Annotated in this window: 17 protein-coding genes; 6 read left to right on the top strand and 11 right to left on the bottom strand. The window is 69.5% G+C overall.

Annotated features, from left to right (window positions below):
- Positions 1 to 5: 5 nt before the first annotated feature.
- Positions 6 to 1442: a MocR-like pyridoxine biosynthesis transcription factor PdxR gene (gene pdxR / locus ABEA07_RS06775; protein WP_345536727.1), complete on the bottom strand. Its 1437-nt coding sequence runs from the start codon at positions 1440 to 1442 to the stop codon at positions 6 to 8.
- Between the two features lie 85 nt (positions 1443 to 1527).
- Between pdxR and ABEA07_RS06770 the strand changes: the two genes are divergently transcribed.
- The 3 genes from ABEA07_RS06770 to ABEA07_RS06760 all read left to right on the top strand — a co-directional run bounded on the left by ABEA07_RS06770 (position 1528) and on the right by ABEA07_RS06760 (position 3472).
- Positions 1528 to 2274 (top strand): NAD-dependent epimerase/dehydratase family protein, encoded by a 747-nt coding sequence (locus ABEA07_RS06770; RefSeq protein ID WP_345536726.1) that lies wholly within the window; start codon positions 1528 to 1530, stop codon positions 2272 to 2274.
- Positions 2271 to 2789 carry a cupin domain-containing protein gene (locus tag ABEA07_RS06765; RefSeq protein WP_345536725.1) on the top strand — a complete coding sequence of 173 codons (519 nt, stop codon included), beginning with the start codon at positions 2271 to 2273 and terminating at the stop codon, positions 2787 to 2789. Before ABEA07_RS06770 ends, ABEA07_RS06765 begins: the two co-directional genes overlap by 4 nt.
- Before the next feature lie 296 nt (positions 2790 to 3085).
- On the top strand, positions 3086 to 3472 hold the full coding sequence (locus ABEA07_RS06760; protein WP_345536724.1) for a hypothetical protein: 387 nt from the start codon (positions 3086 to 3088) through the stop codon (positions 3470 to 3472).
- Positions 3473 to 3808: 336 nt separating this feature from the next.
- On the opposite strand, the gene ABEA07_RS06755 is transcribed toward ABEA07_RS06760, so the two are convergent.
- Genes ABEA07_RS06755 through ABEA07_RS06730 form a run of 6 tightly spaced genes read right to left on the bottom strand, consistent with a single transcriptional unit; the run spans position 3809 to position 8747 of the window.
- On the bottom strand, positions 3809 to 4789 hold the full coding sequence (locus tag ABEA07_RS06755; RefSeq protein WP_345536722.1) for a tripartite tricarboxylate transporter substrate binding protein: 981 nt from the start codon (positions 4787 to 4789) through the stop codon (positions 3809 to 3811).
- A 39-nt stretch (positions 4790 to 4828) separates the two neighbouring features.
- The gene (locus tag ABEA07_RS06750) at positions 4829 to 5188 is read right to left on the bottom strand and encodes a cupin domain-containing protein (protein ID WP_345536720.1); all 360 of its coding nucleotides are present in this window, start codon (positions 5186 to 5188) and stop codon (positions 4829 to 4831) included.
- A gap of 9 nt (positions 5189 to 5197) precedes the next feature.
- Entirely contained in the window at positions 5198 to 6199 is a 1002-nt protein-coding gene (locus tag ABEA07_RS06745) for a quinone oxidoreductase family protein (RefSeq protein WP_345536719.1), read from the bottom strand.
- 1 nt (position 6200) lies between these two features.
- A complete protein-coding gene (locus tag ABEA07_RS06740) occupies positions 6201 to 7085 on the bottom strand; it encodes a beta-keto acid cleavage family enzyme (RefSeq protein WP_345536717.1) in 885 nt (294 codons plus the stop codon).
- Positions 7082 to 7846: an SDR family NAD(P)-dependent oxidoreductase gene (locus ABEA07_RS06735; protein WP_345536715.1), complete on the bottom strand. Its 765-nt coding sequence runs from the start codon at positions 7844 to 7846 to the stop codon at positions 7082 to 7084. Before ABEA07_RS06735 ends, ABEA07_RS06740 begins: the two co-directional genes overlap by 4 nt.
- Positions 7847 to 7877: 31 nt before the next feature.
- A complete protein-coding gene (locus ABEA07_RS06730; RefSeq protein WP_345536713.1) occupies positions 7878 to 8747 on the bottom strand; it encodes a dioxygenase family protein in 870 nt (289 codons plus the stop codon).
- Between the two features lie 137 nt (positions 8748 to 8884).
- Here ABEA07_RS06730 and ABEA07_RS06725 point away from each other — a divergent pair, with 137 nt between their 5' ends.
- Together ABEA07_RS06725 and ABEA07_RS06720 are read left to right on the top strand one after the other, a co-directional pair.
- A complete protein-coding gene (locus tag ABEA07_RS06725) occupies positions 8885 to 9910 on the top strand; it encodes a LacI family DNA-binding transcriptional regulator (RefSeq protein WP_345536712.1) in 1026 nt (341 codons plus the stop codon).
- A gap of 113 nt (positions 9911 to 10023) precedes the next feature.
- A complete protein-coding gene (locus tag ABEA07_RS06720; RefSeq protein WP_345536711.1) occupies positions 10024 to 10218 on the top strand; it encodes a hypothetical protein in 195 nt (64 codons plus the stop codon).
- Positions 10219 to 10227: 9 nt separating this feature from the next.
- On the opposite strand, the gene ABEA07_RS06715 is transcribed toward ABEA07_RS06720, so the two are convergent.
- On the bottom strand, positions 10228 to 10425 hold the full coding sequence (locus ABEA07_RS06715; RefSeq protein WP_345536710.1) for a YjiS-like domain-containing protein: 198 nt from the start codon (positions 10423 to 10425) through the stop codon (positions 10228 to 10230).
- Between the two features lie 90 nt (positions 10426 to 10515).
- Here ABEA07_RS06715 and ABEA07_RS06710 point away from each other — a divergent pair, with 90 nt between their 5' ends.
- Positions 10516 to 11412 (top strand): LysR family transcriptional regulator, encoded by an 897-nt coding sequence (locus ABEA07_RS06710; protein ID WP_345536709.1) that lies wholly within the window; start codon positions 10516 to 10518, stop codon positions 11410 to 11412.
- A 7-nt stretch (positions 11413 to 11419) separates the two neighbouring features.
- Here ABEA07_RS06710 and ABEA07_RS06705 read toward each other — a convergent pair whose 3' ends face one another.
- The 3 genes from ABEA07_RS06705 to ABEA07_RS06695 all read right to left on the bottom strand — a co-directional run bounded on the left by ABEA07_RS06705 (position 11420) and on the right by ABEA07_RS06695 (position 14821).
- Entirely contained in the window at positions 11420 to 12334 is a 915-nt protein-coding gene (locus tag ABEA07_RS06705; RefSeq protein WP_345536708.1) for a glutaminase, read from the bottom strand.
- A gap of 52 nt (positions 12335 to 12386) precedes the next feature.
- Complete coding sequence (locus ABEA07_RS06700) at positions 12387 to 13319, bottom strand: DMT family transporter (RefSeq protein WP_345536707.1); 933 nt, start codon at positions 13317 to 13319, stop codon at positions 12387 to 12389.
- 95 nt (positions 13320 to 13414) lie between these two features.
- A complete protein-coding gene (locus ABEA07_RS06695; protein ID WP_345536706.1) occupies positions 13415 to 14821 on the bottom strand; it encodes an amidohydrolase family protein in 1407 nt (468 codons plus the stop codon).
- Positions 14822 to 14827: the final 6 nt, after the last annotated feature.

The following is a 14827-nucleotide window of genomic DNA, read 5'->3' as shown; positions in this document are numbered from 1 at the left end:
GGAGCTTAGCCCACCGCCAGCGCGGCACGCAGCCGCGCCACCAGGCGCCGCGCCTCGGGCTGCGAGCCGACGTTGGTGAAGCTCATCAGCAAACCTTCGGTGCGCGGGCCGGCCATGTAGCGCTCCGACAGCGGCGCGCATTGCAGGCCCGCCGCCAGGGCGCGACGGCCGAGCGCGCGGTCATTGCCCAGTCCCTCGAAGCGCGCGATCAGGTGCATGCCGCCGCTGCGCAGTTCCACGCGCACCGCATCGCCGAAAGCGCGCTGCAGCTCGGCGGCCAGCAGCGCCCGGCGGCGCGCATAGAGCAGCCGCATCTTCTTGATGTGGCGCGCGAAGTGGCCTTCCCGCATGAAGTCGCACACCACCGCCTGGATCAGCGCCGGGCAGCCGTTGGAGGCGACGCCGGCCGCCCGCGCGAAGCGCTCGGCGAGCGGGGCCGGCACCACCAGGTAGGCCAGGGCCAGTCCGGGGTAGAGCACCTTCGAGAAGGTGCCGGCATAGAGCACGCGCTCCCGCCGGTCCAGGCTCTTGAGGGCCGGCAGCGGGTGCCCGGCGTAGCGGTATTCGCCGTCGTAGTCGTCCTCCACGATCCAGGCGCGCGCCGACTGCGCCCACGCCAGCAGTTCGAGCCGGCGCGCCATGCTCATCGCATGGCCCAGCGGGGCCTGGTGCGAGGGCGTGACGACCGCCAGCCGCGCATCCGGCGCACGTTGGCGGCCTCGCGCCACGCACAGGCCGTCTTCGTCGACAGAAACCGGCACGACGCGCTGGCCTGCGCCCTGCAGCACCTCGCGTGCCTGCGGGAAGCCCGGGTCTTCCAGCCACACGCGTTCGCCGGGCGCGAGCAGCGTGCGCGCCACCAAGGCGATGCTGGCCCGGTGGCCGGCGGTCACGATGACCTGCGCGGGGCTGCATGCCACGCCACGCGCCACCCGCAGATGGGCCGCGATGGCTTCGCGCAACGGCGCATGGCCCGCCGGGTCGCCGTAGTGCAGGTCGTCCAGGCCGAGTGAGCGTGCCCGCCGTGCGGCCAGCCGCGTCCAGAGCTTGCGGGGGAAGGCATCGAGTGCCGGCAGGCCGAGCTGAAAGGGTCCGGGCGGCGGCGCCGGCACGAGCGCCGGCGGGGATGGTTCCCGCCTCGCGGGCGCCGCGCTGCGCGAAGGCCTGCGCTGCGGGAGCGCAGGCGAGACCACCGTGCCCGCCTGGCCACGCGCCTCGAGGTAGCCCTGGCCCGCCAGCTCGGCATAGGCCAGCTCGACCGTGCCGCGCGCCACGCCCAGCTCGCCGGCCAGGCTGCGCGCGGAGGCCAGCCGCTCGCCGGGCTGCAGCAGGCCCTGCTCGATCGCGCCGCGGAAGCGCTCGCAGATCTGCTGGTACAGCGGCGTCGCCTGCGCCCGGTCCAGCTTCAGCAAGGTTGCGTAAGACAGCGAAGGTTTCATCATGGCCCAGTCGTTTCGCTCGATCTTGGCTCTTTGTCCTGGTGCATCCTAGCCCTACGCTGAGGCCTTTCAGTCGAACAGGGATCACATGGGCGAAATGAAAGTTTTCCTGGCCGGCGCGGCGGGTGCGGTCGGTTCGGTGCTGGGCCCGCTGCTGATCGATGCCGGCTACACCGTCTATGGCAGCACGCGCCGGGCCGATCGGGCGCCGACGCTCGAAGCACAGGGCGTGACGCCGGTCGTGGTGGACGTGTTCGACGCAGGCGCCCTCGCGCAGGCGTTGAAGCGCATCGCGCCCGACGCGGTCGTGCACCAGCTCACCGACCTGCCGCGGACGCTCGATCCCGCGGCGATGGCCGATGCCGTGGCGCGCAACGCCCGCGTGCGCAGCGAAGGCACGCGCAACCTGGTCGCGGCGGCCCTTGCCTCGGGCTGCGGCCGCATGGTCGCGCAGAGCATCGCCTGGGCCTATGCACCGGGCCCTCAGCCCTGGCGCGAGTCGCACCCCCTGGACCTGGCGGCCGCGGACCCGCGCGGCATCACGGTCCGCGGCGTGGCGGCGCTGGAGTCGACGACGCTGGGCACGCCGGGCCTGGCCGGCACCGTGCTGCGCTACGGCCGCTTCTACGGGCCGCGCACGTCGGCCGCTGCGCCCACGGGTGCCAGCCCGGTCCACGTCGAGGCGGCGGCATGGGCCGCGCTGCTGGCCTTGCAGCGCGGCGCGGTGGGCATTTTCAACATCGCGGAGGAAGGGCCCGAACTCGACGGCGGGAAGGCCCGGCGCGAGCTTGGATGGCATGCGGGCCTGCGCTGGCCGGTGGAGGTGCTGGCATGAATAGCTCGCCCCTTGGCGTGCACCGTGCACTGGCGTTCGGCGCGCTCTCGCTGGCGGCGGCCTGGGTGTTGCTCGTGCCGGCCGCGCCCCGGTCGGCCGCCCGCTGGATCGACGACCTGTGCAGCACGGCCTTGGGCCGGCCGATGTTCGCCTCGGCGCCGGCGGCTGCGGGCAGCGCCGCGCGGCCGGCCACCCGCGTGCAGCCGCTGTCCTGCGAGCCGCTGCCGAACGTGCCCGGCAAGTCGCAGACCACGGTGCTGGTGGAGTTTCCGCCGCTGGCCTATTCGCCGGCGCACCGGCATCCGGGCTCGGTCACGGCGGTGGTGATCGAAGGCACGGTGCGCTCGCAGCTGCAGGGTACGCCGGCGCACGACTACCAGGCCGGCCAGAGCTTCTTCGAGCCGCCGGGCACGCTCCACGTGTTCGCCGAGAACCCGGACCCGTCGCGCAGCGCGAAGCTGCTGGCCTTCTTCGTGACCGACGAGAACTGCGGGCCGTTGACGGTCTACGAGTGAAGCGTCTGGTTGGGTTGGCGTTCTTGCAGCCCTTGCGACGGGCCAGCGTGCAAGAGAAGCATGCTTTGTCAATACACCCGATCGGGTGATTGAGAGCGAGCCGTCGGCGCCACTAGACTCCGCGCGCCGATCCTTTGCCTTTCTTGTGACGAAGTTCGGTGTCGTCTCACTGTTTCATGGCGGCCTTGCTTCAACCACTGGGGAGTCCCGATGACAAAAAGCTTTAGATCATTTTCAGCCCTTTCGCCAGGCTTTCGCGAGCTCAGTGCGCGCGAGGTCGAACTCGTGAGCAGTACGTGAAGAAGATCTTCCTGATCAAAACGCTGTTCGGCACCTGCCGCCTGTCGGCGGATGAAAAGTGGAGGCGCGTACTTCTGCGTGGCCCATGGATGATCCTGCTCGCGCTATTGAGCGTGTCGATGGCTTTCACGGCTTCGTCTGGCGTGGCGGGGCGCATGGGCTACGCGGCATTCTTCATGGCGCTGGAGTTCGGGCTCGTCGGTGCCTTTCTGGTCTACGCTGCCTTTGTCTCTTGGTGCAGCAGGACAAGCGGGGTCTCCAGGAGATCGGGTGAGGCGGCCCATGACGCGTCCATCGAGCCCATCGGCTGGCGGGCCTTCGGCGTCTTTCTGGTCGCTGCAGCATCCGGTGTTCATCTTCTTCTGATCACCATCGGAAAGTAAAGGCCATGCATGGGAGACCACGGCAATAAAAAGCTGAAGCGCACTGGTCAGCCGAGACCATCTCTTGGACATCCCGAAGTCCGATGACATGATCACCTGCAACGGATGCGGCGCAACTGGGCACGACGCGATATCCGGGCCACCGCGATTCAACTCGCCAAAGACGGAGTCGAGAAGATGCTCACCGACTCCTTCAATGGGCCGGGTTGGAGGAAGTGAGTCAACGATCGCTCGGGCAGTTCGCAAGAATCGCCGCTCATCGCGACATAGCTACCGGCCTTTCGGACTCGTCTCTATCGGTTAGGTAGGGCATAGGGGACATGAAGCAAGGAAGCATCAATCCACCTTGATCGACGCCGCCTTCACCACCTGCTGCGCCTTCGCCGTTTCGTCGACGATGAACTTGTCGAACTGCGCGGAGGGCATGGTGAAGGCCTCGGCGCCCAGCTTGTCCAGGCGTTCCTTCAACTCCGGCGCCGCCATGATCTTCGCGACCTCGGCCTGCAGCCGCTCGACCGCCGGCTTGGGCGTCTTGGCCGGCGCGAACAGGCCCACCCAGAACTGGTACTCCGAGCCCGGCACGCCGGCCTCGACCGTGGTCGGCAACTGCGGCATCACGCCCGAGCGCTTGCCGGTACCCACCGCCAGGGCCTTGAGCTTGCCGTCCTTGACGAGCGGCAGCGCCGACACCATCGGCGCGAAGAACCAGTCGATGCGCCCGCCCATCACCTCGGTCATGGCCTCGGGCGTGCCGCGGAAGGGCACGTGCTGCGCCTGCACGCCCGCCGCCAGCCGGAACACCTCGGCGTTCATGTGGGTGGCCGAGCCGTTGCCGGCCGAGCCGTAGTTGAAACCGCCGGGCTTGGCCTTGGCTTGCGCCACCAGGTCCTTCACGTCGGTGAAGCGGTTCGGTGCGACCACCAGCATGTTGGGCAGGCTGGCCATCGGCGTGATGCCGGCGAAGTCCTTGATCGTGTCGTAGGGCAAGTTGGGGTAGATCGACGGATTGACCAGGTGCCCGGCCGAATGCACGAGCAGCGTGTAGCCGTCGGCCGGCGCCTTCGCGACCTGCGCCGCGCCGAGCGTGCCGCCGGCGCCGGGCTTGTTGTCGACGATCACGCTGGTGCCCAGTGCCGGGCCCAGGCGCTCGGCCACCAGGCGGGCCACGATGTCGGTGCCGCTGCCGGCAGTGAAGGGCACGACCATCTTGATGGCCTGGCCCTTCGGCCAGTCGCCCTGGGCGTGGACGCTGCCCAGCGCACAGGCCGCCAGGGTGGCCGCGAGCAACTGGCGGCGGCGGGGGATGAATGAGGTCATGGGTTGTCTCCGATGAATCAGGAAAAAGAGGAACGCGGCTCAGGCCGCCGGGGGCGTGTTCGCCATCACCAGCGCGACCAGCACGGGCCGCGGGCTGCGGTTGACGAGTTGCCGCTTTTCGCCGGGCGCGAAGCGGCAGGAGTCGTAGGGGCGCAGCACCTGCTCGTCGCGCTGGCCCTCGAGCTCGGACACGACGTGCAGCTCACCTTCCAGCACGAGGTAGAGCTTCTCGATGGACGAGCCGTCCAGGCCGGTGTGGCCGCCGGGCAGGATCTGGCTCATGCCCATCCACATCTGCGATGACGGCCCGGCTTCCTTGCCCTGCAGGCGCAGGCAGCGCATGTCGAAGTGGTTCGGCGCCTCGTAGGCGGGCGCCTGGTCGAAACGGGTGATGTGCATTGCGCTGTCTCAGGGCCGCAGCACCACGCGATCGGTGCTGCCGGAGAGCACCAGCCGGTAGGCGTCCGCCGCTTCGTCGAGCCCGAAGGCGCGCGCGACAGGGAAGGGTTTGAGCGTGCCTCGCTCGAAGCCCTCGCGCATCACGTCAAGTTGCGCCGTGGAAGCCACGCAGCCCATCGCCAGCGAGTCGATGCCCACGTAGGTGTGCATGCCGCGGTAGAAGGCGAAGATGTCGAAGGGCACCGCGCGGTCGTGGGTGGCGATGAAGATCTGCGTCGCACCCTTGGCCATGGCCTTGTTGGCGGCCTCGAAGTAGGCGCTGCCCACGGTGTTGTAGACGATGTCCGCACCCCGGCCGTCCGTGATTTCGCGCACCCGGGCGGCGATGTCTTCGGCGCTCGCGTCGATCACGTCGACCGGTGCACAGGCAAAGCCCTCGAAGGGCCCCGGGCGCCGCTGCACCGCAATCACGCGTGCGCCGCCCTGCGCGGCCAGTTGCACCGCGGCCTGGCCCACCTTGCCGTTGGCGCCCAGCACCAGCGTGGTCTGTCCGGCCTGCGGCATGCCGCTGCGGCGGAAGCCTTCGTACGCCGTGACGAAGGGCACGCCCACCGCGCCGGCCTCGTCCATCGTGATGCTGCGCGGGCGTACGCGCAGTGCCTCTACCGGCAGCAGCAGGTAGCGCGCGTGGGAGCCGTCGCGCGTGATGCCGATGTCGCCGCCGGAGCCGTAGACCTCCCGGCCCACCCATTCGCCCGGACCCGCGATCACCACGCCCGCGAAGTCGCGGCCGGGGCTGCGCGGCCACACGGCCTGCGGCATCAGGCCCAGGCTGGCCTTGACGTCGCTCGGGTTCACCGCGGCGGCGCAGACGCGCACCACGGCGTATCCGGGCTTCGCGGCGGGCTCCTGCTGCGGCGCGATGTCGAGCTCGAGCGCGTCGAGGTTCGCGGCCTTGTCGTGAAGGCGCACGGCGCGTGCGGCCGTCTCCGTGTTCAATACGGCGCTCATCTCATTGCCCCCCCGCCAGGCCGAGCATCGTGCGCGCCTCGCGCGCGCTCGCGATTTCGCCGCCCAGGCTTTCGATGATGTCGCGCGCCTTGGCGACCAGTTCCGCGTTGCTCTTGGCCAGCACGCCCTTCTCCAGGTAGATGTTGTCTTCCATGCCGACCCGCACGTGGCCGCCCAGCAGCCAGGCCTGCGCGACGATGGGGAACTCCATGCGCCCGATGCCGAAGGCGCTCCAGAAGGCGCCGCGCGGCAGCATGTCGCGCGCGTACATCACGGTCTGCGGCGTGGGCATGAAGCCGTATTTCACGCCCAGCACCAGGGTCCACATCGCCGGACCTTCGAGCGTGCCGTCGGCGATGAGGTCCAGCGCCATGTGGATGTCGCCGGAATCGAAGATCTCCAGCTCGGGCTTCACGCCCGCCTCGCGGATCACCTTCGCCATGCGGCGGACGTTCTTCGGTGTGTTGATGACCACGTCCGGGCCGGAGTTCATGGTGTTGAGGTCCAGCGAGCAGACGTCCGGCTTGATCAGGGCGATGTGCTCTACGCGCTTTTCCGGCGGCAGCAGGCTGGTGCCGGGCGCGTAGACCTTCGGGTCATCCTCGCTCGGGATGAAGCGGCCGCCAGGGCCGGTCGTGAGGTTGATGATCAGTTCGCGGTTTTTCTGGCGGATGCGGTCGACCACGTCGCGGTAGAGCTCGACCTGCATCGAAGGCTTGCCGCTTTCCGGATTGCGCACGTGAATGTGCACCTGGCCCGCGCCGGCCTCGGCGGCAGCCAGGCATTCGTCGGCGATCTGCGCGGGCGTGATCGGCAGGTGCGGGGTCTGCTCCGGCTTGACCAGGTTGCCGGTCACCGCGCAGGTGATCAATGTCCTGCTGTTCATAGATGCCTCCCTCCATCCACCACGATGCGCGTGCCCGTGACGAAGCGCAGCGTGGTCGCCAGCGCCTCGACCGTGGCCGCCACGTCCTGCGGCGTGCCGATCCGGCCCAGCGGCGTGGTCTGTGCCATCTGCGCCTTGAAGGCGTCGCCGCGCCCCGGAACGAAGCCGGACTCGACCGCCCCGGGCGAGACCGAGACCACCCGCACCGCCGGCGCCAGCACCTTGGCCAGCGCGTCGCCCACCACGTCGAGGCCGGCCTTGGCCGCCACATAGGCCAGGTTGCTGCCGACGCCTGTGAATCCGGCGATCGAGGAGATGTTGACCACCAGGCCGTCGCCGCTGGCCTTGAGCAGCGGCACGAAGGCGCGGATGGTGGCGAACACGCCGCGGAAGTTGGCGCGCATCAGATCGTCGATCAGCTCGTCGCTCAGGCCGTCGAGGTCGGCCGCGGGCACGGGCCGGGTGTGGCCGGCGCTGTTGACCAGGATGTCGCAGCGGCCGAAGCCTTCCTGCACCGCGGCGGCGGCGCGCTGCAGGCTGGACGTGTCGACGATGTCGGCCTGCAGCGCGAGATGGCGCTGGCCGGCCGCGGCCGGCAGGGCGGCCGTGCGGGCGTCGGCATCGTCGGCGTGGCGGTGCAGCAGCACGCAGCTGGCGCCGAGCGCGGCCAGTCGCTGCGCGGTGGCGTAGCCGATGGCGCCGAGGCCGCCGGCGATGACGGCCACCCGGCCGTCGAGTCGGGGTGTGGGATCGAAGCTCATGGAGAAGTGCGGTGGAGGGTCGGAAAGGGATTCAGGGAATGGGCGGGCGCGGAAACTTCATCTCGCCGGGCTCGAGCACGAAGTCGTGCGCCAGCGTGGCGGCCTGGCCGTCCTGCTGCGCCTCGAAGCGGCCGATCAGCCGGCGCGTGACGCCGAACACCGGGTCGCTCTCCAGGTTCTCGTCGTCGTCGGCGAAGACCTGCGTGATCAGCACCTTGTGGCCGGGCTTGCTGACCATGAAGTGCAGGTGCGCCGGCCGGTTGGGATGACGCTGCTGCGCGCGCAGCAGCACGCCGCAGGGACCGTCGGTCGGCACCGGATAGCCGGCCGGGCGCACGGTGGTGAAGCGGAAGCGGCCTTCGGCGTCGGTTTCGAAGCGGCCGCGCAGGTTCATGTCTTGCTGCTGCGGGTCCTGGTTCTCGTACAAGCCGACGGGGGAGGCCTGCCAGGTGTCGACGATGGCGCCGGCGATCGGCCGGCCCTCTGTATCGCGCACCGTGCCCGTCACCTCGAGGGGGATGCCGCCGGGCGTGTCGGAACGGGCAATGCACTCACCCGTGGCGCACAGGGGCGCGTTGGCGCGCCAGAAGGGGCCCAGCAGCGCGGCCGGCGACTCGCCCTGCGGGTCCTGGTTGTTCAGCAGCGCGACCAGGGTGGACACGCCCAGCAGGTCGGCCGCCAGCACGACCTCGTTCTTCTTGTCGCCGGTGGCGTGGCCGATGCCGACGATGAAGTCCAGCGCGGACTCGAATTCCTCCTCGGTGAGCCTCACCTCCTGGACGAAGGCGTGCAGGTGGCGGGTGAGCGCAGCCATCACGGTGCGCAGGCGCTCGTCGGGCGTTCGGGCCATGGCGGCAAGCGCCATCTCGAGCACGGATTCGGGGGTGGTCACGATCTTCATGGGGCTGCCTTTGTCTTGCAAACGTTTGCAGATTATGCGGCCAGAATTATTTCGGTCAATCTCAGGGTTTACGCTTAATTCCGTCTGAAACCGCGCGATACTCCGTTCGTCATTCTCGACCAATCGTTTGCATTCCTATGAGCACTCCATCCCCCCAGGCCGTGACCATCCGCGACGTGGCGCATGCCGCGGGGGTGCATGTTTCAACGGTGTCGCGGGCCCTCAATCCCGAGCGGCGGGGCTTGATCAGTGAAGAGGTGCTGCGTGTGGTGGAGGAGGCGGCGCAGCGCCTGGGCTACCGGCCCAACCGCGCCGCGGCCGCGCTGCGCACGGGGCGCACCCGCACCATCGGTGTGCTGGTGCCGGACATCACCAACGCAGTCTTTCCGCCCATCCTCCAGGGCATCGAGGCCAGCGCCTCGGCGCGCGGCTACTTCGTGTTCGTGACCAACGTGGTGGACCATGCGCTGGCCCGGCCGATCGTGGAGCGCATGATGGCGCAGAAGGTCGACGGCGTGGTGCTGGCGATCGCCACCCGTGACGATCCGCTGCTCGACTTCCTGCGGCAGGCCGGCATGAAGGCAGTGCTGGTGAACCGGGCCGACGAAAGCGGGCGCCTGCCTGCCGTGGTCAGCGATGACCGGCTGGCGATGAAGCTGGCGGTCGACCACCTCGTCGGCACCGGACACCGGCGCATCGCGCACCTGGCCGGCCCGCAGGACGTGCCCACCGGCGTGGCGCGACGGCAAGGCGTGGAGCAGGCGCTGCGCGACCGCGGCCTGCCGCTGGCCGCCGAGGCCGAGTGCGACAGCTACAGCCGCGAAGCTGGCCGCCGGGCCATGGCCCAACTCCTGGCGCAGCACGACCGGCCGGAGGCGGTGGTCTGCTGCAACGACCTGGTGGCCCTGGGTGCCTACGATGAGCTGCGCGCGCGCGGCCTGCGCGTGCCGCAGGACATCTCGATCACCGGCCACAACGACATGCCGCTGGTCGACATGGTCGACCCGCCGCTCACCACCATCCGCCTGCCGCACCGCGAACTGGGGTGGCGCGCGGCCGAGATGCTGTTCGACGAGATCGAAGGCCGGGCGCTGTCGGCCTCCACGGTGGTGCTGCGGCCGGAGCTGGTGGTGCGCGAGTCGACGTGCGCCCGCACGGGATAGACGCTCCACCGCCAAATCGGACGCCTGCTTCTGTGACAACGCTCACGCTGCAAGCGGGTTTGTAAGTCAAAAGACATAGTCGACATTGGCGCGGAGATGAATACTTTCGCGCTATGAATGATCACGATACAAACACGGGCTGGTGGACGGAGAAGCCCGACCGCCCGGAACGCCCCTCGACCTTCGCCTCCCTCGGCAACTCGTCTTGCCGCCGACCGGAAGCGGAGCGAGTGTGGAGCCGCGCCGCGCTGGTGGTTGCGCTCATGGTCTCCCTGGGCTGGGCGGTGGTGCGGCTGGCGAGTCTCTGAGCTTGCTCGTCAGCGCGCCTGCGAAGCGCTCAGCACCGCGGGCACCTCGCTGCGGCCGATGCCCAGGTCGAGCAATTCGTGCTCGCTCATGCCGCCGAGCTGGGAGGCCTGTTGCCGCGCATGGCGGCGCGCCTGCGCGCGTGCGCCAAGGGCGGCCACGGCCCTGCGCAACAGCGCGAGGATCGTCGCTTGCTTTTCCGATCGCATGGTGTGTTCTCCAGTCATGGGAGACGATGATCTGCGGACGGGTGTTATTGTGGAAGTTGAGATTTCTGAGAGTTCCCATCAGGATTTCTGATGCGCCAGCTGAACCTTGACCAACTCCGCACCCTCATCGCGATCGCCGACCTGGGCACCTTCTCGGCCGCTGCACAGGCCTTGCACCTGGCCCAGCCCACGGTGAGCCTGCACATCAGCGAACTGGAGTCGCGTCTGGGCGCGCCGCTGGTGTTGCGCGGCGCACGGCGGGTCTCGCCCACGCCGGCCGGCGCGGTGCTGGTGGAGCGAGGCCGGCGCCTGCTGCGCGACGCCGACGACGCCATCGATGCGGTGCGGCGCCAGCACGAGGGCCTGGCCGGCCGGGTGCGCATCGGCTGCAGCACCACCAGCGTCGTGGTCGATCTGCTGCCGCCGGTGTTCCATGCGCTCCTGGAGCGCTACCCCGACATCGTGCTGACGCCCAGCTTCATGGGCTCGGAGTTTTCCGTCTCGGGCGTGCTGGCCGGCACCCTGGACCTGGCCATCATCTCGCTGCCCCAGCCCGCGATGCCGGGCCTGGCGCTGACACCCTGGCGCGAGCATTCGATGGCCGCCTTCATTCCCGCACGCTGGAAGGCTCCGCGGCGCGTCACGCCGGCATGGCTGGCGCAGCAGCCGATGATCATGAACGAACCCGGCTCGCGCATGTACGCGCTGACCATGGAGTGGTTCGCGCGCGCCGGCTTCGCTCCCCGTGCGCGCATCGAGCACAACTACGACGTCGCGATGCGCGGCCTGGTCGCCGCCGGCTACGGCGTGGCGCTGCTGCCGGCGCCCGACAAAGGGGTGGCCGCGGACGCCGGCGAGCATGTGCAGACGCGGCCGCTGAGCCCGCGGCTGACGCGCCACCTGGCCATCGCCTACCGGGCGCAGGCGACGCTGGACGGCGCCACCCAAAGGGTGATCGAGACGCTGCTGGAGTTCGGCCGCAGCTGACGGCGGATCAGAAGATCGACAGGCCCGTCTTCGCGACGAAGAGCTCCAGCGCCTTCATGCCGAGCAGCGAATTGCCCGTCGCATCGAGCGCGGGGGACCACACGCACAGCGTGAGCCGGTCCGGCACCACCGCGACGATGCCGCCGCCCACGCCGCTCTTGCAGGGCAGGCCGATCGAGAAGGCAACGTCGCCGGCGGCATCGTAGGTGCCGCAGGTCAACATCAGCGCATTGATGCGGCGGGCGTGCCGCTCGGTCGTGATGGCCGCCTCGCCGCGGCGCGGATGGGCGCCGTCGCGGCACAGGAAGCCGGCCGCGCGCGCGAGCTGTACGCAGCTCATGCGCAGCGCGCACTGGTGGAAGTACATGTCCAGCACTGCCTGGACGTCGTTGTCGAGCTTGCCGAAGCTTTTCATGAAGTTGGCCAGCGCGTAATTGCGGTAGCCCGTCGCCGCTTCGGACGCGGCCACCTCGGCATCGAAGGCGACGGGCTCGCCGCACAGGCTCTCCATCAGCGCCAGCAGCTCTGCCTTGGCATCACCACGGCTGAGCAGGCGGTCCGCCACTGCGATCGCACCTGCATTGATGAACGGATTGCGCGGCTGGCCGTGCTCGCTTTCCAGTTGCACCAGCGAATTGAAGGGGTTGCCCGAGGGTTCGCGGCCGATGCGCTCCCACAGGGTGTCGCCCATGTGCCGCATCGCCAGCGTGAGCGTGAAAAGCTTGGAGACGCTCTGGATCGAGAAGGGCGTGGCGGCATCGCCGGCCTGGGCTTCCTCGCCCTGGCAGGTGCGCAGCGCGATGCCGAACTGCGCCGCCGGCACGCGCGCGAGCGCGGGGATGTAGCTGGCGACGGTGCCGCGCTGGCCCAGGAGGGGACGGATCTCGTCGTTGATCTCGTCGAGGAGAGGTTGGAAGTTCATCGTGGCAAGCGCCGTTTCGCCATGGGCGGTGTGCAAACTGAATGAATTTTCTTCAGTTTGCGCGGCCGGTCGCACCCGCCTGGGCAACCGGTGGCGCCGACTTCCGGTTGACCAGCACGATCCCCAGCGCCACGCCGGCCAGCGCGAGCACGAGCTGAAGGGTCAGCGGCTCGCTCAGCAACAGCACGCCGAACACCAGCGCGAACAAGGGCGTCAGGAAGGTGAAGGAAGAGATGCGCGTCGCCGGGTAGTGCCGCAGCATCCACATCCAGGCCAGGTAGCTCGCGAAGGCGCCGATCACGGTCTGCAGCGCGATGGAGAACCAGGCGTAGCCCGAGTACGAAACGCCCCAGCGTTCACCCAGCAAGATCGACAGCATCGGCGACACCGCCGCGGTGACGGCGATCTGATAGAAGAGCGTCTTCTCGGCGCTCGCCGTGGCCAGCCGCGTGGCGCGGATCGTCAGCGTCGTCAGCCCCCAGGCAATGCCGCCCATCAGCGCCAGCGCGTCGCCGAGCAACTGCCGCGAGCCGCTGTGGCCGAAGCTTTCACTGAAGGCCACCACCACGCCGGCGAAGGCGATCGCCAGGCCCAGCCATTGGACGCCGCGCAGGCGCTCGGACGGCGCGAAGCGCGGCAGCAGCAGTGCCACCACGAAGGGCGCGGTGTAGAGAAACACGGTCAGGCGCGAGGCGCTGGTGTGCTGCAGCCCGATGTAGATGCCGATGAACTCGGCAGTGAAGAGCAGACCGGCGAGCAGCCCGCCGGGCAGGGTGCCGTCGCGCTCGAACAGCGGCACGCCGCGCCACCGGCACCACAGCCACAGCAGCAGCACGGCGCCCGACATGCGGATCGAGGCTTGCCACAGGGGCGGCACCTCGGTCACGGTGGTCTTGATGAGGATCTGCTGCAAGCCCCAAAAGGAGCAGCAGAACAGCAGCAGGGCGATGGCGCGCGCGTCGAGGTGGCTTTTTCTTTCGATCATTCGTCGGTCTCTGGGCTTGTCTCTCGTCATGTGTGGCGGCGCTCAAGGCGCGGCGCCGCTTGCCCGGACGATCGTAGCCTGCCGGCGCGAATCCTTCAGGTGCGCGCGCAAGCCAGCTGCTGTGCGCGATGCCGGTCCGACACCGGGTGCACGCGCTGGATCGGCGCGCGCCGCACGTCGCGCCGCGCGACCTCGCGCACTTCGCGCATCAGCGCGCGCGCGTCCCAGTCGAGCGGCCAGCCCTTCCAAAGGCGCAGGGCGCCGTTCACGAACACGGCCTCGATCTGGTCGCGGTTCGCGAAGCGCACCAGTTCCCAGCCCAGGTCCCAGCTCGGCGCGAACTCGGGGACATCCAGATCGACGATCAGGAAGTCGGCGGCCAGTCCTTCGGCGATGCGGCCGGTCATTGCGCCCACCCCGGCCGCATCCGCGCCGCCCTGCGTTGCATGGTCCAGCCAAAGCCAGCCGCCGCCGCAGGAGGAATCGCCGTTCGCGAGACCTTGCGTCAGGCGCTGCGTGGCCTCGGCGGCGTCCATCAGCCGCAAGCCGTCGGCGCGCGTGCCGTCGGTGCCGAGCCCGAAGGGCACCCCGAGCATGGCGAGCAGGCCGGCGTCGAGCACGGCGTTGCCCTTCCACTGGCTGGCCACGGGGTTGTAGGCGACGGCTGCGCCGCTGTCGCGCAGGAGACCGATCTCGCGCGGTGTGAGCAGCGTGGCGTGGGCCAGCAAGGCCGAGGCATTGAGGGCGCCGCAAGCGTGCAGCACTTCGAGGGGGCGAAGGCCGCGCGCCACCAGCGAGCGCTCCACGGCGGCGAGGTGTTCGTTGACGTGAGTCTGGAAGCGGCGGCCGCTTTCGAGCGTGAGCGCGGCGACCGCGCGCAGCATGTGATCGCTGGCCGCTTCGGGAATCGAGATGGCGAGCGAGGGATGCACCAGCGGGTCGTGCTCCAGCCGGGCAAGAAAGGTCGCGGCATCGTCGAGGATGCGGCGCGCGGCAGCCTCGTCGCCTTCGAGTCCCCCGTCGTTGCAGATCATGCCCAGCACGCAACGGATGCCGGTGTCGCGTGCGGCGCTGGCCACCGCCTCGAGCCCCACATGCGAGCGCGTGCCAGCATCGACCACGGTCGTGAAGCCGCCACGCAGCGACTCCAGGGAGGCCAGTTTGGCGGACAGGTAGGCGGCGTTTTCGTCCAGCGTGGCCTCCATCGGCACCCAGATGCGGCGGAAGATCTCCGAGGGCTCGCCGAAGGCCAGCGCCTTGCCGAAGGACTGGGTGAGGTGCGTATGGGTGTCGACCAGGCCCGGCATCAGCAGGCGCTGCGGCAGTGCGACGGTGGCCAGGCCGGGATGCGCCTCGCGCAGCGCGGCGAGCGGCCCGACCTGCGCGAAGCGGCCGTTCTCGACGAGCACGCCCATGTCCGCGTGCGGGCCGTCGGGCAGCATCAGCCATTCGGGGGCCAGCAGCAGGGGCTGCCGGGTGTTGAAGCATTCGGGAGGCGGCATGGTCGT

The organism is Variovorax defluvii (assembly GCF_039541515.1).
Classification (GTDB): domain Bacteria; phylum Pseudomonadota; class Gammaproteobacteria; order Burkholderiales; family Burkholderiaceae_C; genus Variovorax; species Variovorax defluvii.
This window is presented reverse-complemented; position numbering and strand designations above follow the sequence as displayed.